Here is a 23,839-nt window from a genome sequence, read left to right as displayed (position 1 = left end):
ACTTAACGCCGCCGGATGTCAACGACGGAATGTGCCGCACCTCGAAAGCGGGGCACCCGTGCCCCCGGCGAGCAGACGCAAAAGCGCCCCAAAATGTGCCATTTTGGGTGCTTTTGCGTCTGCTCGCGCAACCAAAGCGCGCTAGGTTGTCAGCGTGACACCGACCTTCGCCGACCTGGCCAAAGCGCAATACATCCTGCTCACCACCTTCACCAAGGACGGCCGGCCCAAGCCCGTCCCGATCTGGGCCGCCCTAGACAAGGAGAGCGGTGACCGGCTGCTGGTCATCACCCAGGAGAAGTCCTGGAAGGTCAAGCGAATTCGCAACACGCCGCGGGTCACGCTGGCCATCTGCGACATGCGCGGTAACCCCAAAAGCGACGCCGTCGAAGGCACCGCGGCGATCCTGGACAAGTCGCAAACCGCGGCCGTCTACGACGCGATCGGCAAGCGCTACGGCGTCATCGGCAAAGTTTTCAATCTGTTCAGCAAGCTGCGCGGCGGTATGGAGAACAACGTCGGACTCGAACTGAGGGTGGCCTGAGAAACGTGGCCCAAGAGGCCCAAGAACTCAGCGCAGGTGCTCGCCGAAAAATGCGAACACCCGCCGCCAGGCGTCCTCGGTGGCGGCCTCGTCGTAGCCGAATCCGGTGATCCGCAGCACCGGCTGCCCAGGCAGCTTGTTGGCGAAGCTGTGTCCCGCTTTCGGGTAGGTCTTGATGTCGGTCGGGATGTTCTTGGCCGCCGTCACCCGGCGCAGCTTGTCCGGCGCACCCACCCCCAGCGGGTCGCGCTTGCCGAAGCTGGCCACGATCGGGCAGGCGCCGTCCAGCGTCTCGTCCAGCCGACGCGGCAGCGGCGTGCCGTAGAACGGTGCCGACGCACCGAAACCTTTGGGCGACAGCACAAGTGCGAACTGACCGCCCATGCAGAAACCGGCGATGCCGACCTGGCCATTGCATTCGGGTAGCGCCAACAGGTGCTCCCGGGCGGCCAGCACGTCATCGATGGACCGCCCCTGGCCGGCGAGCACCTCGCGAATCACCCTGGTGATGCAGCGGGCCCGCCCGCCGCGCGCATACAGGTTCGGCGTGATCGCCACATAGCCCGCACCGGCGATGCGCCGGGAAACGGCCTCGTTGTCCGGGCCGTACCCGATCGCGTCGTGCACCACCACGACACCCGGCCACGGACCTTCACCCTGCGGAACGCTCAGTAGCGCATCGATCGGTCCGGCGGGGGTGTCGATTTCGATCGTCGTCATACCGTCATCTAACTGCAGCCGTGACGCGACCGTCCAAGGAACTCTCGCGTACCCGGCGCACGTTGGCGTCACATGTTAGGACGGCTGCTTCTTGTCTATGCCGTCGTCGAGCTCATGATCACGGTCGGGCTGGCGGCGACGATCGGTGTCGGCTGGACCGTGCTGGTGCTGGCGGGCACATTCGTGCTGGGACTGATGGTCGGCGCGCCGATGGGCGGGCTGCAGCTCAGTCGCCAGCTGATGGCGCTGCGATCGGGCGCCGAGGAACCGCACAGCGCGCTGGGCGACGGCGCCCTGACCGCGCTGGCCACCGGGCTGGTCGTGGTTCCCGGGGTTGCCTCCACCGTGCTGGGCTTGCTGCTGCTGGTGCCGCCGGTGCGCGCCGCCGCTCGCCCCGCGTTCAGCGCCCTGGCGGTACGCGGGTTCCTGCGCCGTATCCCGCTGCCGGCCGATCTGCAGACCGGCCGTGACAGCGACGGCCGTGACTACATCGACGGCGAGGTCATCGACGTGATCGACGTCGACGCACCCGGCTTGCCCTCGGGTCCCAGCCGTTAGTCGTCGTTGTCCGGTTCGGTCAGTTCCGGCGCGTTCTCCCGGGTGGCCATCCCGCCTTCGCGCCCGTGGTCCACGGGTCCCGGACGGCCGCCCTTGGGCTCGTCGTCAGCGGTCTTCGATTCTTTGGGCATGGCAGCCTCCCGTCCAACTCCTCGCCAACATTTACCCCACAATCCGGCATTCGAAGACTGCATGACGGACCCGCGTAGTTTTGCCCGTGTGACGCCGACATCCACCAGGCTGCTGATCAACGGCCGGGTACACAGCCCGAGCCACCCGGACGCCACCGCCATGGCCGTGCGCGGCGATGTCGTCGCGTGGCTGGGCAGCGATGAGGTGGGCCGCGCCCAGTTCCCGGACGCTGAGGTGCAGGATCTCGACGGCGGATTCGTGGCGCCGGGCTTCGTCGACAGTCACATCCATCTCAGCGCCACCGGCCTGGCGATCAGCGGCCTGGACCTGCGCCCCGCCGGCTCGCGGCAGCAGTTCCTGCGGCTGCTCGCCGACTACGCGGTCGCCCACCCGGGACAACCGATATGGGGGCACGGCTGGGACGAGTCGACCTGGTCCGACGACACCGCCCCCCGCACCGACGACCTCGATGCGGCCTTGGGCGATCTGCCCGCCTACCTCGCCCGGGTGGACGTGCACTCGGCGGTGGCGTCGTCGGCGCTGCGGCGGCTCGTCCCCGGACTTGCCGACGCCAAAGGATTCGACCCACAGCGGCCGCTGACCGCCGACGCGCACCACCTGGCGCGGCAGACCGCCCGAGAACTGCTCACCAAAGATCAGCTCGCCGAGGCCCGAGTCGCGGCGCTGCAGGCGCTGGCCGCGGCCGGCATCGTCGCGGTGCACGAATGCGCCGGTCCGCAGATCGGCGGCCTGGACGACTGGTTGCAGATCAGCGCACTACATAGCGGCGTCGAAGTGATCGGGTACTGGGGTGAAGCGGTCAGCACGGCAGCGCAGGCTCGCGCGCTGATAGCGGAGACCGGCGCGAGCGGCTTGGCCGGGGACCTGTTCGTCGACGGGGCGCTGGGTTCGCGCACCGCCTGGCTGCATGAACCGTACGCCGACGCACCGGAATGCACCGGCACCCGCCATATCGATCCCGACACCATCGAGGCCCACCTGCGGGCGTGCACCCAGGCCGAGGTGACGGCCGGTTTCCATGTGATCGGGGACGCCGCGGTGTCAGCGGTCGTCGACGCCCTCGAACGGGTCGTAACCGACCTCGGAGTGGCCGCTGTCGCTCGTTGCGGCCATCGACTCGAGCACCTCGAGATGGTCAGCGCCGAGCAGGCCGCGAAGTTGGGCTCGTGGGGCGTCATCGCAAGCGTGCAACCGAATTTCGACGCGTTGTGGGGTGGCAGTGACGGCATGTATGCGCAGCGGCTCGGTCCCGATCGAGGTTGCCGGCTCAACCCGCTCGCGCTGTTAGCATCCCAAGGCGTGCCCCTCGCCTTCGGTTCCGACGCGCCCGTGACCGGCTTCGGGCCCTGGGGGAGCGTCCGCGCTGCGGTCCGGCACCGCACGCCGGGCAGCGCGGTGTCGGCGCGGGCGGCGTTCGCCGCGGCCACCCGGGGCGGCTGGCGGGCCAGCGGGGTCCGCGACGGCGTCACCGGCACCCTGGTACCCGGCGCGCCCGCGTCGTATTCCGTATGGGATGCCGACGTGCTGGACGTCAGCGCACCCCGCGATGACGTGCAACGCTGGTCGACGGACCCGCGATCGAGGGTGCCCGCCTTGCCGCGGCTGGACACGCACGACCCCTTGCCGCGATGCCGCCAGACCGTGCACCGGGGTGCGGTCATCTATGGCTAGCGGACGGCACAGCCGGGGACCGAGACGCCAGGAGCCCGACGAGCCGGCCCAGTCAAGTCTTCCCGACGTCGAACCGGTCCCGGAGCAACCCCTAGAGGATTTGCCGTCGGGGGCATCCGAGGATTTGCCAGAAGAAGCACGGCCGGAACGGCCGAGCCCGGGCCGGCGGGCGCTGGAACGCATTCCCGACATATTTGCGGCGCTGCGTCCGCGGCTGGTCCGCTTGGCGGTCGCCCTGGTCGCCGGCTGGCTGATGTACGCCAGTTTTCCCTCGCTGAACTGGTGGTGGGCCGCCGTCGTGGCGATCGCGTTACTGACCTGGGTGCTGGTGCACCCCGCCACCACGCCGGCCGGCGGGCTGGGCTACGGATTCCTGTTCGGCCTGGCGTTCTACGTCCCGCTGCTGCCCTGGATCAGCACGCTGGTGGGCACGATGCCGTGGCTGGTGCTGGCGACCGCCTGTGCCTGCTTTCCGGCCCTCTTCGGTTTGCTTGCCGTCGTCGTCCGCCGACTGCCCGGCTGGCCGGTTTGGTTCGCGGTGCTCTGGGGCGCCCAGGAATGGCTGAAATCGATCTTCCCGTTCGACGGATTCCCCTGGGGTTCGGTGGCCTTCGGGCAGGCCCAAGGCCCCCTGCTGCCGCTGGTTCAGCTTGGCGGGGTGGCGCTGCTGTCCACCTCGGTGGTGCTGGTCGGCACCAGCATGACGGCGATCGCGCTGGAAATCGCTGCCTGGCTGCGCGCCGGGGGAGCCAAGCGCGACACAGCCAAGCGCGACACAGCCGACACAGCCGACACAGCCAAGCCGCCGGCGGTCATGCTGCCGGGCCTGAGCATCTGTCTCGTATTGCTGGCCGCGATCGTGATCTGGCCCCAGGTGCGCCACGCCGGGGTGGGCGCCGGCGGCGAACCGACCATCACCGTCGCCATCGTGCAGGGCAACGTGCCCCGCCTCGGACTGGATTTCAACGCCCAGCGGCGCGCGGTGCTCGACAACCACGTCAACCAGACCCTGCGGCTGGCCGAGGACGTGCAGGCCGGGGTCGCCCCGCAGCCCCGCTTCGTGATCTGGCCGGAGGACTCCTCCGACATCGACCCGTTCACCAACATCGACGCCGGCCAGCAGATCTCCAAAGCGGCCGGCGCGATCGGCGCGCCGATCCTGATCGGCACGGTGCTCGACGTGCCCGGGCGCATGAAAGAGACGCCCGAATACACGAACACGATGATCGTCTGGAACCCCGGCAAGGGACCGGAGGGCCGCCACGACAAGGCGATCGTGCAACCGTTCGGCGAGTATCTGCCGATGCCCTGGCTGTTCCGCCATCTGTCCGGTTACGCCGACCGCGCCGGACACTTCGTGCCCGTCCCCGGGGACGGGGTGGTGCCCATCGCCGGGGTACCGCTGGGCGTGGCGACCTGCTGGGAGGTGGTCTTCGACCGCGCGCCGCGCAAGTCCGTCCTCAACGGCGCCCAGTTGCTGGCCGTGCCGAGCAACAACGCCACCTTCACCAGAACGATGAGTGAGCAGCAGTTGGCGTTCGCCAAGGTGCGGGCCGTCGAGCACGACCGTTACGTCCTGGTGGCCGGCACCACCGGAATCAGCGCCGTCATCGCTCCGGACGGCGGCGAACTCAAGCGCACGGAGTTCTTCGTGCCGGATTATCTGGACACCCAAGTCCGCCTCAAGACCCGCCTGACGCCGGCCACGCGCTGGGCTCCGATCGTGCAATGGGTCCTGGTCGGGGCGGCTGGGGCATTGATTCTGGCCGCAATACGGCACAATGGTTGGTTCCCGGCGAGGTTTCCGCGTCCAAACCGCCGGCGGTCCCGGCCCAACTATGGTGACTCCGAACCGCCGTCAGCGAGCCAGGTGACCACGGCCAACGACGCCCCGTCCGACGAAGGCGACGGAACTCCAACCGGGCGAGACGAAGGAGCTACATGACCACCGGCCACAGCGCGCCCGACGTGTCGGGCGCCGGTCCCAGCCAGCGCGTCCTGGTGATCATCCCCACCTACAACGAGCTGGAGAACCTGCCGCTGATCCATCAGCGCGTCAAGCAGGCCTGCCCTGACGTGCACATATTGATCGTCGACGACAGCAGCCCCGACGGCACCGGCAAGCTCGCCGACGAGTTGGCGGCCGCCGATTCAGGCTGCACCCACGTGTTGCACCGCACGGTCAAGAACGGTCTGGGCGCGGCATACCTGGAAGGTTTCGCCTGGGGGCTGAGCCGCGACTACGCCGTTCTGGTCGAGATGGATGCCGACGGCAGCCACGCTCCCGAGCAGCTGTACCGCCTGCTGGAGGCCGTCGACGCCGGCGCCGACCTGGCGATCGGGTCCCGCTACGTACACGGCGGGGCCGTGCGCAACTGGCCGTGGCGGCGCTGGGCGCTGTCCTGGACGGCCAACACGTATTCACGCCTGGCGCTGGGCATCGGCGTCCACGACATCACGGCCGGTTACCGCGCTTACCGACGCGAAGTCCTCGAAGCCATCGACCTGGACACCGTCGACTCCAAGGGTTACTGCTTCCAGATCGAGATGACGTGGCGCAGCGTCAACGCCGACTTCTCCGTCGTCGAGGTCCCGATCACCTTCACCGAGCGCGAGATCGGCGTGTCGAAAATGAGCGGATCGAACATCCGCGAGGCACTGGTCAAGGTCGCCCAGTGGGGTTGGAAGGGCCGGGTCGAGCGCCGACACAACCGGGCCCGGTCAAGCCGAGCCCGCACCTGATCCGGTGGCTATCCGCGGCGGCGCGACCGGATCAGGTCGAGACGCTCCTTGAGCAATTCCTCGAGCTCCTCGACCGAGCGGCGCTCCAGCAGCATGTCCCAGTGGGTACGTGGCGGCTTGACCTTCTTCGGCTCGGGCAGGTCGCCCTCGATCAGGGTGCCTTCCATGCCGTTGCGGCACAGCCAGGTGCCGGGGATCTCGGCGTCGTCGGCGAACGGAACTTCGAACTCCTCGCCGTTCTCGGTGCGATAGCGCGCGATCTGTCGCGGCGCGAGGTCGTGATTGCGGTCGGTCTCATAGCTCACGGCTCCGAGGCGACTGCCTCGTAGGACACGATCAGCCATTGGTGCTGCTCCTTTGGGTGCGGTGAGCCCGTGGTGCTCCCGTAGTGCGATTCTCCCTAAGCAAACGATAAGACCGTTTGCCCGAGTTCCCGTTCTCCATGATTCCTGCGCATGAACGACGCGATCATCGGCGATCATCAATGATACCGGGATCGCGGCCCGGTTCCGACTAAAGTCTGCAGGCGTGAGTCGTCGGGTTCGGCCCCAGCCGTGTCGCTGGTGTGGACGGGATGTCGCCGACGTGGGTATGGGCCGTCGTCGCCAGTACTGCCGCCAGTCCTGCCGGCAGCGGGCATACGAGCAGCGGGCCATGATCACCCGCGGTGAAGTCGCGGCCCTGCCCGCCGACGCCGTTGTATTGACCGCCGACGAGGCGGCCGACCTGTCGGACCGCGTTTACCAGGTCAGATGCGCGGCCGAGGACGTCGCCACCGCGCTCGACGAGGGTGCCGGCGCCGCCGAATTGCGGGACCTCTGCAACGAATTGCTCCGCGCCGCCCGAGCCGCCGACGGCTGGCGGCGTGTGGGCGTCTGAGCCCTCGTAAGCGAACTTCCCGAACGGCCGGAACGACATGGAATCGAGAAGGAAAGGTACAGTCGCGCCATGAACGGCGGACCCGGTGTACAAGGGAGTGCAGAGGGGACGCAGTGCGCCGCGCATCCATCGGGTGGATCGCCGCGGCGGACGGGTGCCCAGCCGTTCCGTGTGTAGCCGGGAGTATCGGACGTTTTGAAATCCAGCCGGAGTTGGCGATACTCACCAGCGAGATTCTTAGGTCGGAAGCCCGCACGAAGCCGGTCGAAGAAACAGCGACGTCGCTTCGTGCAGCAACCTTCATGACTCGGCGAGAGCCGCATCCGGCGGGTCAGAGACGACCAAAAAAGGCGAGGGGTTAGTAATGGCTGATCAACTCCAGCATGCAACCGAAGCGTTGCGAAAAGCGCTGGTCCAGGTTGAGCGCCTCAAGCGCACCAACCGCGCGCTGCTGGAGCGGTCGAGCGAGCCGATCGCCATCGTCGGAATGTCCTGCCGCTTCCCGGGTGGAGTGGACTCCCCGGACGGCCTGTGGCAGATGGTGGCCGACGGCCGCGACGTGATCGCCGAGTTCCCCACCGACCGCGGCTGGGATGTCGGCAGCCTCTTCGACCCCGACCCCGACGCCCCGCACAAGACGTACGCCAATACCGGCGGTTTCGTGGACGGCGTCGCCGACTTCGACCCCGCGTTCTTCGGCATCGCGCCCAGCGAGGCGCTGGCGATGGACCCCCAGCACCGGATGTTGCTGGAGTTGTCGTGGGAAGCGCTGGAGCGCGCTGGAATCGACCCCGGCGGATTGCGGGGCAGCGCCACCGGTGTGTTTGCTGGCATTATCGCCCAGGGTTACGGAATGTTTGCCGAGGAGGTCGAGGGCTACCGGCTCACCGGAATGACGTCCAGCGTGGCGTCCGGCCGGGTGTCCTACGTGCTGGGCCTGGAAGGCCCGGCGGTATCGGTGGACACGGCGTGCTCGTCCTCGCTGGTCGCGCTGCACATGGCGGTTCAGTCGCTTCGCACCGGCGAGTGCGATCTGGCGCTGGCCGGCGGCGCGACGGTCAACGCCACCCCGACGGTCTTCGTCGAGTTCAGCCGGCACCGCGGCCTGGCGCCCGACGGGCGCTGCAAGGCCTACGCCGGGGCGGCCGACGGCGTCGGCTGGTCCGAGGGCGGGGCCATGCTGGTGGTGGAACGCCTCTCCGACGCCCGCCGGCTCGGGCATCCGGTGCTCGCGGTGGTGCGCGGGTCCGCGGTGAACCAGGACGGCGCCTCCAACGGGTTGACGGCGCCCAACGGGCCTTCCCAGCAACGGGTGGTGCGGGCGGCGCTGGCCAACGCCGGCTTGACCCCGGCCGACGTGGATGTGGTCGAAGGCCACGGCACCGGAACAACTTTGGGCGATCCGATCGAGGCCCAAGCGCTGCTGGCCACCTACGGCCAGGACCGCAACCAACCGCTGTGGCTGGGGTCGGTCAAATCGAACATGGGTCACACCCAGGCCGCCGCCGGCGTGGCCGGGGTGATCAAGATGGTGCAGGCGATGCGGCACGAGCTGCTGCCCGCGACCCTGCATGTGGATGTGCCTTCGCCGCATGTGGATTGGGCGGCCGGGTCGGTGGAGTTGCTGGCGCAGGCGCGGCCCTGGACCACTGAGTCGGGACGCAGGCGCCGCGCGGCGGTGTCGTCGTTCGGGATCAGCGGCACCAACGCGCACGTGATCATCGAGTCGGTGCCGGCCGACGAGCCGCCGCAGTCCCGCCCGGCGCCTGCGGTGGTGCCGTGGGCACTCTCGGCGAAGTCCGCCTCGGCGTTGACGGGCCAGGCGGCCCGCCTGGTCGAGCACCTGCGCGCCCGGCCGGAGCTGGAACCCGCCGATGTCGCCTGGACACTGGCCGGCCGCACCACCTTCGAGCACCGGGCCGTGCTGGTCGGCGCGGACCGCGAGCGCCTGCTGGCCGGGCTTGACGAGTTGGCAGCGGGGGAGCCGAGTGAACTCGCTGAACTCAGTGAACTGGTGCGCGGCACGGCGCGGCCCGCCGGCAAGACCGTGTTCGTCTTCCCCGGCCAGGGCTCGCAGTGGATCGGCATGGGTGTCGAATTACTGGATACGGCGCCGGTTTTCGCGCAACAGATCCAAGCTTGCGCGGAGGCGTTCGCTGAATTCGTCGACTGGTCGCTGATCGACGTGCTGCGCGGCGCGCCGGGCGCGCCCGGGTTGGATCGCGTCGACGTCGTGCAGCCGGCGCTGTTCGCGGTGATGGTGTCGCTGGCCGAACTGTGGAAGTCGATCGGCGTGCGCCCCGATGCCGTGATCGGTCATTCGCAGGGTGAGATCGCCGCCGCCTACGTCGCCGGTGCGCTGTCCTTGCGCGACGCCGCCAAGGTGGTCACTCTGCGCAGCAAGTTGCTGACCGGGCTGGCCGGACCGGGCGGCATGGTCTCCATCGCCTGCGGTGTGGAGCGGGCGCGGGAGTTGTTGGCGCCGTTCGGAAATCGGATCGACATTGCCGCGGTGAACGGCCGCTCGGCGGTCGTGGTGTCCGGCGAAGGGGCGGCCCTGGACGAGCTGATCCGCGTATGCACCGAACAAGAACTCCGCGTCCGCCGGATCGACGTGGACTACGCCTCGCACTCGGCCGAGGTCGAGGCGATTCGCGCCGACCTCGCCCACGCGCTGGCCGGCATCGAAGCCACCTCGACGCGCACCGCCTTCTTCTCTACCGTCACCGGAAACCGCTTGGACACCGCCGGTTTGGATGCCGAGTACTGGTACCGCAACATCCGCCAGACCGTGCAACTCGACCAGGCCGTCCGCAGCGCCTGCGAGCACGGCTACCGCGTGTTCGTCGAATCCAGTCCGCATCCGGCGCTGATCGCGGGCATCGAGGACACGGTCGCCGATTGCCTCGACGGCGACGCCGAGCCCGTCGTGATCCCGACCCTGGGCCGTGAGGACGGCGGTCTGCGGCGGTTCCTGTCCTCGGCCGCCGCGGCTTTTGTGGCCGGTGTGACGGTCGATTGGCACGTCCCGGTGGCCGGCGGCCGTCTGGTCGACCTGCCGACCTACGCCTTCGACAAGCGCCGCTTCTGGCTTTCGGGTGAGGGCGCGGGCGCCGACGCCTCGGGGCTGGGGTTGGCGGTCAGCGAGCATGCGCTGCTGCGCGCGGTCGTGGAGTTGCCCGCCTCCGGCGGAGTGGTGCTGACGGGTCGGCTGTCGGCCAGTGCGCAGGGATGGCTGGCCGATCACGCCGTTTCGGGGATGGTGGTCTTCCCGGGCACGGGCTTCGTGGAGTTGGCGATCCGCGCGGGCGACGAGGTCGGCTGCACGGTGGTCGACGAGCTGACCCTGCGGTCGCCGTTGATGCTTCCCGCGTCGGGATCGGTTGCGGTGCAAGTGGTTGTGGGCGCAGCTGTGCAAGAGAGCGACCAGCGCAGCGTCTCGATCTACTCACACGCCGACGTCGACGGCGCTTCGGCGTGGGTGTTGCACGCCGAGGGGACGTTGAGTTCCGGGACGGTCGAACCGGTGGCCGATCTGGCGGTGTGGCCACCGGCGGGAGCCGTCGCCGTCGACCTGACGGGAGGCTACGAGCGGCTGGCCGAGCACGGCTACGGCTACGGCCCGGCTTTCCGCGGGCTGACCGCGTTGTGGTCACGCGGCGAGGAGTTGTTCGCCGAGGTGCGGTTGCCGGAATCGGCCGGGGGCACCGGCGGATTCGGGATGCACCCGGCGCTGCTGGACGCCGCCCTGCATGCGGCGGTGCTGGCCAACCCGCAGGCGGAGCTGGCGCTTCCGTTCTCCTGGCAGGGTGTGTCGCTGCACGCCGCGGGCGCATCGACGGTACGGGCGCGGATCGCGCCGGCCGGGAATGCCGCGGTCTCCGTTGAGCTGGCCGACGGCCTGGGCCTGCCGGTGCTCTCGGTCGCCGCCATGGTGGCCCGGCCGGTGACCGAGCAGCGGCTGCGCGCAGCGATTTCCGGGGCCGGCCCCGACCGGCTGTTCGAACTGGTGTGGTCGGCGGCCACATCCACGAGCGGCCAGCCGGAACGCTATGAGATCTTCAATTCCGTTGCTGCCGAAGACGACCCGGTGACCGCGACCTACGAACGCGCGCACCGAGCGCTGGCCGCGGTGCAATCGTGGCTCCAAAAGGATTCAGAGCAGGATTCGGGCGTGCTGGTGGTCGCCACCCGCGGTGCCATGGCGCTGCCCGGCGAGGACGTCAAAGATCTGGCAGGCGCGGCGGTCTGGGGTCTGCTGCGCTCGGCGCAGACCGAGCACCCGGGCCGGCTGGTGCTGGTCGATTCCGATGCGCCCGTTGATGATTCGGCCGCGGTGGCGGCACTGGCGGTCGGCGAGCCGCAGGTGTTGCTGCGGAACGGGCAGGCCTACACGCCGCGAGTGCGGGCCAGCCGTGCGGTCGACGGCATCCTGGAACCGCCGGGCGAGGGGCCGTGGCGGTTGGGCCTGAGCAGCGCCGGCACCTTCGAAAACCTGCGCCTGGAACCGGTTCCCGGCGGCGAGGCGCCGTTGCAGCCCGGCCACGTCCGGGTCGCGCTGCGCGCCATCGCGGCGAACTTCCGCGACATCATGATCACGCTGGGCATGTTCACCCACGAAGCCCTGCTCGGCGGCGAGGGCGCCGGCGTGGTCGTCGAGGTCGGGCCCGGCGTCACCGAATTCGCGGTCGGTGACTCGGTATACGGATTCTTCCCCGACACCAGCGGCACCCTGGTGCCCGGCGACATCCGGCTGCTGCTGCCGATGCCGTCGGACTGGACCTACGCCGAAGCGGCCGCCATTTCCGCGGTGTTCACCACCGCGTGGTTCGCGTTCATCGACCTCGCCGCCGCCAAACCGGGGCAGCGGGTGCTGATCCACGCCGCCGCCGGCGGCGTCGGCATGGCGGCCACCCAGCTGGCCCGGCACCTCGGTCTCGAGGTGTTCGGCACCGCTAGCAAGGGCAAGTGGGACACGTTGCGGGCCATGGGCTTCGACGACGACCACATTGCCGACTCGCGCAGCCTGGAATTCGAGGAGAAGTTCCGCACCATCACCAACGGCGCCGGCATGGACATCGTGCTGGACTCGCTGGCCGGCGAATTCGTGGACGCCTCGCTGCGGCTGGTCGCCCCCGGCGGGGTGTTCCTGGAAATGGGTAAGACCGACATCCGCGACCCCGGAGCGATCGCCCAGGAGTACCCGGGGGTGCGCTACCGCGCCTTCGACCTTTTCGAGCCGGGCCGGCCCCGTATGCACCAGTACATGCTGGATCTCGCCGAGCTTTTCGACGCGGGTGTGCTGCGGCCGCTGCCGGTGACCACCTTCGACATCCGGCGGGCACCGGCCGCGCTGCGGTACCTGAGCCAGGCCCGCCACATCGGCAAGGTCGTCATGACTATTCCCTTTGGGGCCGGCAACGGCTTGGGGCACGGCACCGTCCTGATCAGCGGTGGCACCGGGATGGCGGGTTCGGCGTTGGCGCGGCATGTGGTGGCGCAGCACGGGGTTCGTCATCTGCTGTTGCTCAGCCGACGGGGCCCGGACGCGCCCGGCGCCGCGGAGTTGACCGCGGAATTGGAGGCCGCCGGAGCGCAGGTGCAGATCGTCGCGTGCGACGCCTCGGACCGGCCGGCGCTGGCCAAGGTCATCGCCGACATTCCGGTGCAGCGGCCGCTGTCGGCGGTCATCCACGCCGCCGGGGTGCTCGACGACGCGGTCGTGACATCGCTGACACCGGAGCGGATCGACGCGGTGTTGCGGGCCAAGGTGGATGCGGCCTGGAACCTGCACGAGCTGACCAGCGATCTGAATGTGTCCGCGTTCGTGATGTTTTCGTCGATGGCCGGACTGGTGGGCTCCTCGGGTCAGGGCAACTACTCGGCGGCGAACTGCTTCCTCGACGCGCTGGCCGCGCACCGGCGCGCCCAGCGCCTGCCGGCGATGTCGCTGGGCTGGGGATTGTGGGATCAGGCCAGCGCGATGACCGGCGGCCTGGATTCCGCCGACCTGGCCCGGCTGGGCCGCGAGGGTGTGCTGGCGTTGTCGTCGCAGGAAGCGCTGGAACTGTTCGACACCGCAATGATCGTCGACGAGCCGTTCCTGGCCCCGGCCCGGATCGACCTGGCCGCGCTGCGGGCGCACGCGGTGGCGGTACCGCCGATGTTCCGTGATCTGGTCACCGGCCCCGGCCGACGTCAGGTCGACGAATCGCTGGCCGCGGCGAAGTCGAAATCGGCACTCGCGCACCGGCTGCAGGGGCTGGCCGAGGCCGAGCAGCATGCCGTTCTGCTGGACCTGGTGAGATCCCATATCGCCACCGTGCTGGGCAACATCGGGCCGGAAGCCATTGACCCCGACAAGGCGTTCCAGGAGTTGGGCTTTGACTCGCTGACCGCCGTCGAGATGCGCAACCGCCTCAAAACCGCCACCGGGCTGTCGCTTTCGCCCACACTCATCTTCGACTACCCGACGCCCAACGGGCTGGCCTCCTACATCCGCACCGAACTCGCCGGCATGCCGCAGGAGATCAAGCAGGTGCCCGCGGTCCGCGCCACCGGTGACGACGCGATCGCGATCGTCGGTATGTCGTGCCGCTACCCCGGCGGGGTGACCTCCCCGGAAGAGCTGTGGGACATGGTGTTCCGAGGCCGCGATGTGCTGTCGGACTTCCCGGCCGACCGCGGCTGGGACCTGGCCGGCCTGTACAACCGCGACCCCGACGTGCCAGGCACCTGCTACACCCGCACCGGTGGCTTCGTCGACGGTGTCGCGGACTTCGACCCCGCTTTCTTCGGGATCGCACCGAGCGAGGCGCTGGCCATGGACCCGCAGCAGCGCATGTATCTCGAACTGTCCTGGGAGGCGCTGGAACGCGCCGGAATCGACCCGGGCGCCCTGCGCGGCAGCGCCACCGGCGTGTTCGCCGGGGTCTACACCCAGGGCTACGGCATCGGGGCCGCACAGACCGCGGAGGGTTTCCGGTTGACCGGACAGTCCTCGAGCGTGGCCTCCGGCCGGGTGGCGTACGTGCTGGGCCTGGAAGGCCCTGCGGTGTCGGTGGATACCGCGTGTTCGTCGTCGCTGGTGGCTTTGCACATGGCGGTGCAGTCGCTGCGGTCGGGGGAGTGCGACCTGGCGCTGGCCGGCGGTGTCACCGTCAACGCCACACCGGACATCTTCGTGGAGTTCAGCCGCATGCGTGGCCTGTCAGCCGACGGGCGGTGCAAGGCGTTCGCCGGCGCGGCCGATGGCACCGGGTTCGCCGAGGGCGGCGGAATGCTGGTGGTGGAACGGCTTTCGGACGCGCAGCGACTCGGGCATCCGGTGCTGGCGTTGGTGCGGGGTTCGGCGATCAACCAGGACGGCGCCTCCAACGGGCTGACCGCACCGAACGGTCCCTCCCAACAGCGGGTGGTGCGGGCGGCGCTGGCCAACGCCGGCTTGACCCCGGCCGAGGTCGACGTCGTCGAAGGGCACGGCACCGGAACAACTTTGGGCGACCCGATCGAGGCGCAGGCGCTGCTGGCCACCTACGGCCAGGGCCGCACCGAGCCGCTGTGGCTGGGATCGATCAAGTCGAACATGGGCCACACCCAGGCAGCAGCCGGTGTGGCCGGGGTGATCAAGATGGTTCAGGCGATGCGCCACGAGGTGCTCCCGGCCACCATGCACGTCGACGCACCGAGCCCGCACGTGGACTGGTCCACCGGGGCGGTGTCGTTGTTGACCGAATCCCGGCCGTGGCTCGCGCACAGCGGCCCGCGCCGTGCGGGGGTGTCCTCGTTCGGGATCAGCGGCACCAATGCGCACGTGATCATCGAGTCGGTTCCGGCGGCACCCGCAGTCGAGCCGGCCGGACCTGAGCCGGCGGTACTGCCGTGGGTGGTCTCGGCGAAGACACCCTCAGCGTTGCCGGCCCAGGCGGCGCGGTTGTCCGAATACCTTGGCGGCCACGACGAGTTCGGGCTCACCGACATCGGCTGGACGCTGGCCGGCCGGTCTTCCTTCGAGCATCGGGCCGTCATCGTGGGGTCCGACCGGGAGCAGATGCTGGCCGGACTGGACGAGCTGGCCACCGACGAAGTCGGCGAGGTCATTCGCGGCGTCGCCCAGCCCGGTGGCAAGACGGTCTTCGTCTTCCCGGGCCAGGGCTCGCAATTGCTGGGCATGGGCAAGGAATTGCACGCCCGGTATCCCGTCTTCGCCGAGGCGTTCGACGCCGTCGTCGCGGAGCTGGACCGCCACCTGCTGCGCCCGCTGCGCGAGGTGGTCTGGGGCGGCGACGAAAACCTGCTGAACACCACGGAATTCGCTCAGCCCGCGCTGTTCGCCGTCGAGGTCGCGATGTTCCGGCTGCTCGAGTCCTGGGATGTGCGGCCCGACTTCGTGATGGGGCACTCGGTCGGTGAGTTGTCCGCTGCGCATGTCGCCGGGGTGCTGTCGCTGCAGAACGCCGCTGTTCTGGTCGCCGCCCGCGGCCGCTTCATGCAGCGGCTGGACGCCGGCGGGGCAATGATCGCGGTGCAGGCAACCGAGGCGGAAGTCCGTCCGCTGCTGGGACCCGAGGTCAGCATCGCGGCCGTCAACGGTCCTTCGTCCGTGGTGATTTCGGGTGATGAGGAGTCGGTGCGCTTGGTGGCCGACGGCCTGCGCGCACAGGGCCGCCGCGTCCACCAGCTGGCCGTGTCGCACGCCTTCCACTCGGCGCTGATGGACCCGATGGTCGAGGAATTCGGCGCGGTCGCGGCCGGGCTGCCGGTCGGGCAGCCCAGCATTCCGGTCATCTCGAACCTGACCGGGCAGCTGGCCGGCGCGGACTTCGGCTCGGCGGAATACTGGAAACGCCATGTGCGGGAACCGGTCCGGTTCGCCGAGAGCATCCGGTCCGCCCATGCGGCCGGCGCGACCCGGTTCGTCGAGGTCGGTCCCAGCGGCGGCCTGACCGCCTCCATCGACGAGTCCCTGCCCGACGTCGCCGTGACCACGGTCTGCGCGCTGCGCAAAGACCGCCCGGAGCCCACCACGTTGATCACGGCCCTGGCCCAGGCCTTCGTGACGGGTGCACAGGTGAACTGGCGGGCGGTGCTGGGGCCGGCGAACTTCGTCGAGCTGCCGACGTATGCCTTTGAGCGACGCCGGTTCTGGCTGTCCAACGATGGCGGTGCCGTCGACGCCGAAGGCCTCGGCCAGGCCGCCGGAGAGCACCCGCTGCTGGGTGCCGTCGTGGACCTGCCGTCCTCCGGCGGTGTGGTGCTGACCGGCCGGTTGTCCGCCGCCCGGCACGCCTGGCTGAAGGACCACGCCGTGGGCGGCGTGGTGATCTTCCCGGGCGCCGGTTTCGTTGAGTTGGCCATCCGGGCCGCCGACGAAGTCGGCTGCGCGGTGGTCGACGAGCTGACGCTGGCGGCGCCGTTGGTCCTGCCCGAGTCGGGTTCGGTGGCCGTGCAGGTGGTGGTAGACGCCGCCGATGATTCCGGCTCCCGCGCGGTGTCGGTCTACTCGCGGGCCGACTCCGGCTCCACCTGGCTGTTGCATGCCGAAGGCTCGGTGAGTCCGGCGGCCGCGCAACCCGGTACGGACCTGTCCGCGTGGCCACCGGTGGGCGCACAGCAGGTCGACGTGACCGGAATCTACGAGCGGTTGGCCGAGCACGGGTACGGCTACGGCCCGGCATTCCAGGGCCTGACCGCCATGTGGCGTCGTGGCGACGACCTGTTCGCCGAGGTCGCCCTGCCCGCGGTACCAGGTTTGTCGCCTACCGGCTTCGGTGTGCACCCGGCGGTGCTGGATGCCGCGCTGCACGCCATCATCGCCGGCGCCGAAGCAGGCCCGGATAATGCCGGCGGTGTACTGGTTCCCTTTGCCTGGCAAGGTGTTTCGCTGCATGCAGCGGGTGCCTCGGCGGTGCGCGCCCGCATCACGCGCACCGGCCCGTCGTCGGTATCGGTGGAATTGACCGACGCGCTCGGGTTGCCGGTGTTGTCCGTGGCGTCGATGGTGGCCCGCCCGGTGACCGAGCAGCAGCTCAAGGCCGCGCTCTCGGGTTCGGCCGGTGACCGGCTGTTCGACGTGGTCTGGTCACCGGCACCGGCGGCATCAGCCGGCGGCACGCCGCCGTATCAGCTCTACGAGTCCGAACCGGTCTCCGGGGACACCTTGGCCGCCGTGCGCACAGCGACCCACCGGACGCTGCAGATCGTCCAATCCTGGCTGAGCGAGCACGATTCCGGTGTGTTGCTGGTCGCCACCCGCGGCGCGATGGCCGGCCCGGGTGAGAGCGTCACCGACCTGGCCGGCGCCGCGGTATGGGGATTGGTGCGTTCGGCGCAGACCGAGCATCCCGGCCGGATCGTGCTGGTGGACACCGACGTGTCGATCGGCGACGACGAGGCCGCGGCGGTGCTGGCGGTCGGCGAGCCACAGGTGTTGTTGCGCCACGGCGTGACGCACATCGCCCGGGTGCACGGCAGCCGCGCGGTGCGCAGTCTGCTGGTACCGCCCGGCGACGGGCCGTGGCGACTGGGCATGAGCACCGCCGGCACATTCGAGAACCTGCGCATGGAGCCGATTCCCGGCGCGGGCGATGAGTTGGCCCCACGCAACGTCCGCGTCGCGACCAGTGCCATGGCCGCCAACTTCCGCGACGTCATGATCGCCCTCGGCCTCTACCCTGACGAGAGCGCCGCCATGGGTGTCGAGGCCGCCGGAACGGTCATCGAAACGGGTCCCGAGGCAAGCTGTTTCGCGGCCGGCGACCGCGTCACCGGGCTGTTCCCGGAAGGCACCGGTGCCGTCGCCGTCACCGACGAGCGGCTGCTGATCAAGATTCCGTCGGACTGGTCCGACGTCCAGGCCGCCACCGCCCCGGTCGTTTTCGCGACCGCCTACTACGCGCTGACGGCCCTGGCCGACATCCAGCCCGGCCAGCGCCTGCTCGTGCACGCAGCCACCGGCGGCGTGGGCATGGCCGCGGTGCAGCTGGCCCGGCACCTGGGCGTCGAGGTGTTCGCCACCGCCAGCAAGGGCAAGTGGGACACCCTGCGCCGCCTCGGCTTCGACGACGACCACATCGCCGACTCGCGCAGTGTGCAGTTCGAGGACCAGTTCCGCACGGCCACGGGCGGGCGCGGCGTGGATGTGGTGCTGGACTCGCTGGCCGGCGAATTCGTCGATGCGTCACTGCGGTTGGTCGCGCCGGGCGGGGTGTTCCTGGAGATGGGCAAGACCGACATCCGCGACCCGGAAAAGGTCGCGCAACAACACGCCGGGGTGCTCTACCGCGCCTTCGACCTGTTCGAAGCGGGACCCGACCATATCCAGCGGATGCTCACCGAACTGACCGCACTGTTCGAGGCCGGGGTGCTGCGGCCACTGCCGGCCACGACGTTCGACGTGCGACGCGCGGCGGCGGCACTGCGCTACCTCAGCCAAGCCCGCCACGTCGGCAAGGTCGTCATGACCGTGCCGGCCGCGCTGAGCGCCGGGCCCGTCGGCGAGGCACGCAGCGGTCTGGGCGGCGGCACCGTCCTGATCACCGGCGGCACCGGCATGGCGGGGTCGGCCCTGGCGCGGCATGTCGTCACCCGGCACCGGGTGCCGAACGTGGTGCTGGTGAGCCGGCGCGGCCCGGATGCGCCGGGCGCAGCGGAGCTGACCGCGCAGTTGACCGCCGCCGGCGCACAGGTGCAGGTGGTGGCCTGTGACGCCGCGGATCGCGAGGCGATGGCCAAGGTGATCGCCGATGTCCCCGAACGGCATCCGCTGACAGCCGTGATCCACGCGGCCGGCACCCTGGACGATGCGGTGGTCACGTCGCTGACCCCGGAACGGGTCGATGCGGCGTTGCGGGCCAAGGCCGATGCCGCGTGGAACCTGCACGAGCTCACCCGCGAACTGAATCTGCATGCGTTCGTGCTGTTTTCGTCGATCGCCGGACTGGCCGGCGCCTCGGGCCAGGCCAACTATGCGGCGGGTAACTCGTTCCTGGACGCGCTGGCGGTGTACCGGCAGGCCCAGGGTCTGCCGGCCATCTCGCTGGGCTGGGGACTCTGGGATCAGGCCAGCAACATGACCGAAGGACTGGCCGCGGCCGACCTGGCCCGGTTCGCCCGCGACGGCATCGTGGCGATGTCCTCGGAGGAGGCGCTGGAGCTGCTCGACACTGCGCTGATCGTCGACGAGCCGTTCCTGCTGCCCGCGCACATCGACCTGGTCGCGCTGCGGGCGAAGTTCGACGCCGGCACCTTGCCGCCGATGTTCGTCGACCTGATCAACGCACCGGCGCGGCGTCAGGTGGACGATTCGCTGGCCGCGGCCAAATCGAAGTCGGCGCTGCTGCAACGCCTCGACGGTCTGCCCGAGGACGAGCAGCGGGCGATCCTGCTGGATCTGGTGCGCTCCCACATCGCCACGGTGCTGGGCAACACCACACCCGAAGCGATCGACCCCGACCGGGCGTTCCAGGAGCTGGGCTTCGACTCGCTGACCGCCGTCGAGATGCGCAACCGGCTCAAAGCCGCCACCGGGCTGGCGCTGTCGCCGACGCTGATCTTCGACTATCCCAACTCGGCGGCGCTGGCCGGCTACTTCCACCAGGAGCTCGTCGGCGCCGAGCACCCGGCGGCCCAGCTCGCGGCGCCCGGCGAAGAGGAACTGCGGCGCGTCGTCGCGTCCATCCCGGTCAAGCGGCTGCGGCAGGCGGGCGTGCTGGACGTGCTGTTGGCGTTGGCCAACGAGAAGGACGGCGACCTCAACGGTGCCCATGCGGCGTCGCAGTCCGGATCCGACGCCAAGGACATCGCGGACATGGACCTCGACGACCTGGTCAACGCGGCATTCCTGAACGACGATGAGTGAGTGCGTGCGGTGAGTAACCAGTGAGGGTCGCGGTCACCGGTGCCGGCGGCGTGCTCGGCCGCGGCCTGGTCGCCCGACTGCTCAGCCAGGGACACGAAGTCACCGGCCTCGGCCGTCACCGGCCCGAAAGTTGGCCTAGCACAGCCGACTTCGTCGTCGGCGATATCCGTGATGCCGCCGCGGTCCGGCGCGCCATCTCCGGCGCCGACGTGGTCGCGCATTGCGCCTGGGCGCGTCGGGACCGCGGTCATGCCAACCTGACCGGGGCCGCCAACCTGCTGGCCGCGGCGAAGGAGTCGGGCAACCCCCGCATCGTGTTCGCATCATCGGCGCACGTATACGGCGGCGGAACAAAGCCCGCGAGCGAGCAGGACCCGGTGCGCCCGGCGACGCCCGAGGGGCGGCTGCGGGCGCGGGTCGAAGAGATGCTCGCTCAGTCCGGACTGCAGTGGGTGGCGATCCGCTTTCCCCTGGTGGTGGGACGCGGCGTCGACAACGAGCTGCGCCGGCTGCTGGCCCGGCCGGTGCTCCGCGCGGACTCCGCCGACCGCCGCGTGCAGGTGGTCCACACCGACGACGCGCTGCGGTTGTTCACCACCGCCCTCGTCCAACCCGAAATCGACAGCGGCGCAATCAATCTCGCCGCCGATGCGACGCCGACACTGCGGCAGCTCGCGGCGGCGGTGGGCCGCCCGCTGCTTCCCGGGCTCGCCGCCCTGGGACGCAGCTCCACGTTGCCGGAGGTCGCCCTGATGGAGACCACCCGGCTGCGCGAGCACTGGGGCTTCGCGCCGGCGTGGACGGCCGAGGAATGCCTGGAAGACTTCGCGTTGGCGGTGCGCGGCCGGGTCTCGCTCGGCAAACGCGTGCTGGCGCTGCCGTGGCGGCTGGCGCCCATCCAGGACCTGCCCGCGGTGGACGCCCCCGCCGCCGACGGGGTGGTGCCCAAACTGGCCGGGCCGCAGGGCGTCAACGGAGAATTCGACACTCCGATCGACCCCCGGTTCCCTACCTTCCTGGCCACCAACCTCTCCGAGGCGCTGCCCGGCCCGTTCTCGCCGTCGTCGGCATCGGTCACGGTCCGCGGCCTGCGCGCGGGCGGCGTGGGCATCGCCGAGCGGCTACGTCCGGGCGGGATTGTGCAGAAGGAAATCGCGATGCGCACCGTCGCGGTGTTCGCACACCGGCTCTACGGGGCGATCACCTCGGCGCATTTCATGGCCGAGACGGTGCCGTTCGCGAAGCCCGCAACCATCGTCAGCAACAGCGGGTTCTTCGGGCCCAGCATGGCCTCGCTGCCGATCTTCGGTGCCGAACGGCCACCGTCGGAAACCAATCCGGTCCGCAGGCAACTGCGTACCATCCGCAACATCGGCGTGTTCGGGGTCAACCTGGTCGGCCTGAGCGCGGGCTCACCGCTGGACACCGACGACTACCTGGCCGACATCGACCGCCTGGAGCAACTGGTCGGCCGCGACGTCACCCGGCTGGACGACCGCCGGTTGCTCAGCCTGATTCTGTTGGCCCGCGATCACGTCGTACACGGCTGGCTGTTGGCCTCCGGGTCGTTCATGCTCTGCGCCGCGTTCAACGTGCTGCTGCGTGGGCTGTGCGGACGCGACACCGCACCGGCCGCGGGACCCCAACTGGTCAGCGCGCGCTCGGTGGAAGCGGTGCAGCGGCTGGTGACCGCCGCGCGGCACGATCCCGCGGTGCTGCGGGTGCTGGGCGAACCGGGGGAGCGGCTGGGCAAGCTGGCGGTGGAGGCGCCCGAGTTCCACGCCGCGGTGTTCGCGGAGCTGGACCTGATGGGACACCGCGGTCCGGCGGAGGTCGAGATGTTGTCGACCAGCTACGCCGACGACCCCGAGCTACTGGTCCGCATGGTTACCAAGGCGCTGAGCGCACCACCCGCGCCGCAGCCCCGACACGCACGGATTCCGTTGCGCGCCAAGCCTGTTGCGCTGCTCGCCGCCCGGCAGTTGCGGGACCGGGAAGTCCGCCGGGACCGCATGGTGCGGGCCATCTGGGTGCTGCGCGGACTGCTGCGCGAATATGGCCGACGGCTGGCCGAATCCGGGGTCTTCCAATCCGCCGACGATGTCTTCTACCTGCTGGTCGACGAACTGGATGCGTTGCCGCCCAACGTCGCCGAGCTGGTCGCCCGGCGTCGCGCCGAGCAGCGCCGGCTGGTCGGCGTCGTTCCACCCACCGTGTTCAGCGGGTCCTGGGAGCCGACCGTGGCGGCACCGCCGGCCCTCACCGGCGGTGACAGCCTGCGCGGTGTCGGTGTCTGCGGCGGTAAGGTGCGCGGCCGGGTGCGGATCGTGCGGCCCGAGACCATCGACGACCTGCAACCCGGCGAGATCCTGGTCGCCGAGGTCACCGACGTCGGCTACACCGCCGCGTTCTGCTATGCCGCCGCGGTGGTCACCGAACTCGGCGGCCCCATGTCGCACGCGGCGGTGGTGGCCCGCGAATTCGGGTTCCCTTGTGTGGTCGACGTTCAGGGCGCCACCCGGTCGCTGCCGACGGGAGCCCTGATCGAGGTGGACGGCAGCACCGGCGAGATCCACGTGCTCGACCCCGCCAAATCCCCGATCTAGGCGCCGACTAGAGCTACTCTGTCCTGCACATCCGGCAAGCCGGGAGGTGCACTATGTCGTTCGTGGCTGTGACGCCCGAGTGGATGGCAGCTGCCGCAGCGGATTTGGCGGCCATCGGTTCGGCGGTCAACGCGGCCAACGCAATTGCCGCGGCTCCCACCACTGAATTGCTGGCCGCCGGCGCCGACGAAGTGTCCGCCGCCGTCGCCGCGTTGTTCGGCCGGCACGCTCAGCTCTACCAATCACTCGGTGCCCAAGCCGATGCCTTGCACGCCCAATTCGTGCGCGCTCTCACCGCGGGCGCGGCGGCATATGCCGGTGCCGAGGCCGCCAGTGCGGCGGCCCTGCCGGGGCCGATCGCTGACCTGCTCAATCTGATCAACCTGCCGACGCAGCTGCTGTTGGGGCGGCCGCTGATCGGCAACGGCGCCGACGGGGCGGCGGGCACCGGCGCGGACGGTGGTGCCGGTGGTCTGTTGTTCGGCAACGGCGGATCCGGCGGATCCGGCGGCGGTGCCCATCCCGCTGGTGGAAGGGGCGGCGCCGCCGGGCTTTTCGGTAACGGTGGGGCCGGCGGCGCCGGGGCTGCCGGTGCGGTCGGCGGCACCGGCGGGAACGGCGGCTGGCTGTTCGGCAACGGCGGGGCCGGGGGAGCGGGCGGTGACGCCGTTGCCGGCATCGGGGGTTTGGGCGGCGCCGGCGGGCAGGCGATCCTGTTGGGCGCCGGAGGGATCGGCGGTGCCGGCGGCCTGGGTGCCAACGGCGGCGGCAACGGCGGCGCCGGCGGGTGGGGCGGCCTGTTGGCCGGAAACGCGGGCGCGGGCGGGTCGGGCGGCGTCGCAACCACGGCCGGTAACGGCGGAGTCGGTGGCGCCGGCGGCAGCGCCTGGCTGTTCGGCGACGGCGGCAGCGGCGGGCAGGGCGGCGCCGCGCAGGCACCGGTCGCCACGGGCGGCCTCGGCGGGACGGGCGGATCAGGCGGCAACGGCGGCTGGCTGACCGGCAACGGCGGTGCCGGAGGTATAGGAGGAAGCAGCGCCGCCGGCGGCGTCGGCGGGACGGGCGGCAGCGGCGGCGGGACGGGGCTGATTGGCGCCGGCAGGGCCG

Annotated in this window: 10 protein-coding genes and 2 pseudogenes; 9 read left to right on the top strand and 3 right to left on the bottom strand. The window is 70.2% G+C overall.

Features of this window, described 5'->3' with window-relative positions:
* Window positions 1–154: 154 nt before the first annotated feature.
* Window positions 155–544, top strand: a complete 390-nt coding sequence (locus tag A5645_RS09900) for a PPOX class F420-dependent oxidoreductase (protein ID WP_065036317.1) — start codon at window positions 155–157, stop codon at window positions 542–544.
* 27 nt (window positions 545–571) lie between these two features.
* Here the strand turns inward: A5645_RS09900 and A5645_RS09895 are convergent, their stop codons facing one another.
* Window positions 572–1,264: a dienelactone hydrolase family protein gene (locus A5645_RS09895; protein ID WP_065036318.1), complete on the bottom strand. Its 693-nt coding sequence runs from the start codon at window positions 1,262–1,264 to the stop codon at window positions 572–574.
* A 72-nt stretch (window positions 1,265–1,336) separates the two neighbouring features.
* Between A5645_RS09895 and A5645_RS09890 the strand changes: the two genes are divergently transcribed.
* Window positions 1,337–1,822 carry an FxsA family protein gene (locus A5645_RS09890; protein WP_065129387.1) on the top strand — a complete coding sequence of 162 codons (486 nt, stop codon included), beginning with the start codon at window positions 1,337–1,339 and terminating at the stop codon, window positions 1,820–1,822.
* Here the strand turns inward: A5645_RS09890 and A5645_RS29065 are convergent.
* Complete coding sequence (locus tag A5645_RS29065) at window positions 1,819–1,953, bottom strand: hypothetical protein (RefSeq protein WP_301336987.1); 135 nt, start codon at window positions 1,951–1,953, stop codon at window positions 1,819–1,821. The genes A5645_RS09890 and A5645_RS29065 overlap by 4 nt on opposite strands.
* Window positions 1,954–2,113: 160 nt before the next feature.
* On the opposite strand from A5645_RS29065, the gene A5645_RS09885 reads away from it, so the two are divergent.
* From A5645_RS09885 to A5645_RS29430, 3 genes and pseudogenes are all read left to right on the top strand, one after another.
* A complete protein-coding gene (locus tag A5645_RS09885; RefSeq protein ID WP_253866916.1) occupies window positions 2,114–3,646 on the top strand; it encodes an amidohydrolase in 1,533 nt (510 codons plus the stop codon).
* Between the two features lie 172 nt (window positions 3,647–3,818).
* Window positions 3,819–5,457 (top strand): annotated as a pseudogene (gene lnt / locus A5645_RS29435) (apolipoprotein N-acyltransferase); the annotation flags it as partial.
* A gap of 109 nt (window positions 5,458–5,566) precedes the next feature.
* Window positions 5,567–6,388, top strand: a pseudogene (locus A5645_RS29430) (polyprenol monophosphomannose synthase); the annotation flags it as partial.
* Between the two features lie 8 nt (window positions 6,389–6,396).
* On the opposite strand, the gene rbpA reads toward A5645_RS29430, so the two are convergent.
* The gene (rbpA, locus tag A5645_RS09870; protein WP_036359704.1) at window positions 6,397–6,732 is read right to left on the bottom strand and encodes an RNA polymerase-binding protein RbpA; all 336 of its coding nucleotides are present in this window, start codon (window positions 6,730–6,732) and stop codon (window positions 6,397–6,399) included.
* Window positions 6,733–6,916: 184 nt separating this feature from the next.
* On the opposite strand from rbpA, the gene A5645_RS28315 reads away from it, so the two are divergent.
* From A5645_RS28315 to A5645_RS09850, 4 genes are all read left to right on the top strand, one after another.
* Window positions 6,917–7,267: a hypothetical protein gene (locus A5645_RS28315; protein WP_081282410.1), complete on the top strand. Its 351-nt coding sequence runs from the start codon at window positions 6,917–6,919 to the stop codon at window positions 7,265–7,267.
* 364 nt (window positions 7,268–7,631) lie between these two features.
* Window positions 7,632–20,126 carry a type I polyketide synthase gene (locus A5645_RS09860; protein ID WP_065129383.1) on the top strand — a complete coding sequence of 4,165 codons (12,495 nt, stop codon included), beginning with the start codon at window positions 7,632–7,634 and terminating at the stop codon, window positions 20,124–20,126.
* A gap of 20 nt (window positions 20,127–20,146) precedes the next feature.
* A complete protein-coding gene (locus A5645_RS09855) occupies window positions 20,147–22,732 on the top strand; it encodes a sugar epimerase family protein (protein ID WP_065034887.1) in 2,586 nt (861 codons plus the stop codon).
* Between the two features lie 53 nt (window positions 22,733–22,785).
* Window positions 22,786–23,839, top strand: a 1,054-nt coding sequence (locus tag A5645_RS09850) for a PE family protein (protein WP_155767940.1), incomplete at its 3' end; no start/stop codon positions are given.

The organism is Mycobacterium asiaticum, from assembly GCF_001673635.1.
GTDB lineage: Bacteria > Actinomycetota > Actinomycetes > Mycobacteriales > Mycobacteriaceae > Mycobacterium > Mycobacterium asiaticum_C.
The sequence above is the reverse complement of the archived record's forward strand: the minus strand, read 5'-3'. Positions and strand labels throughout refer to the sequence as shown.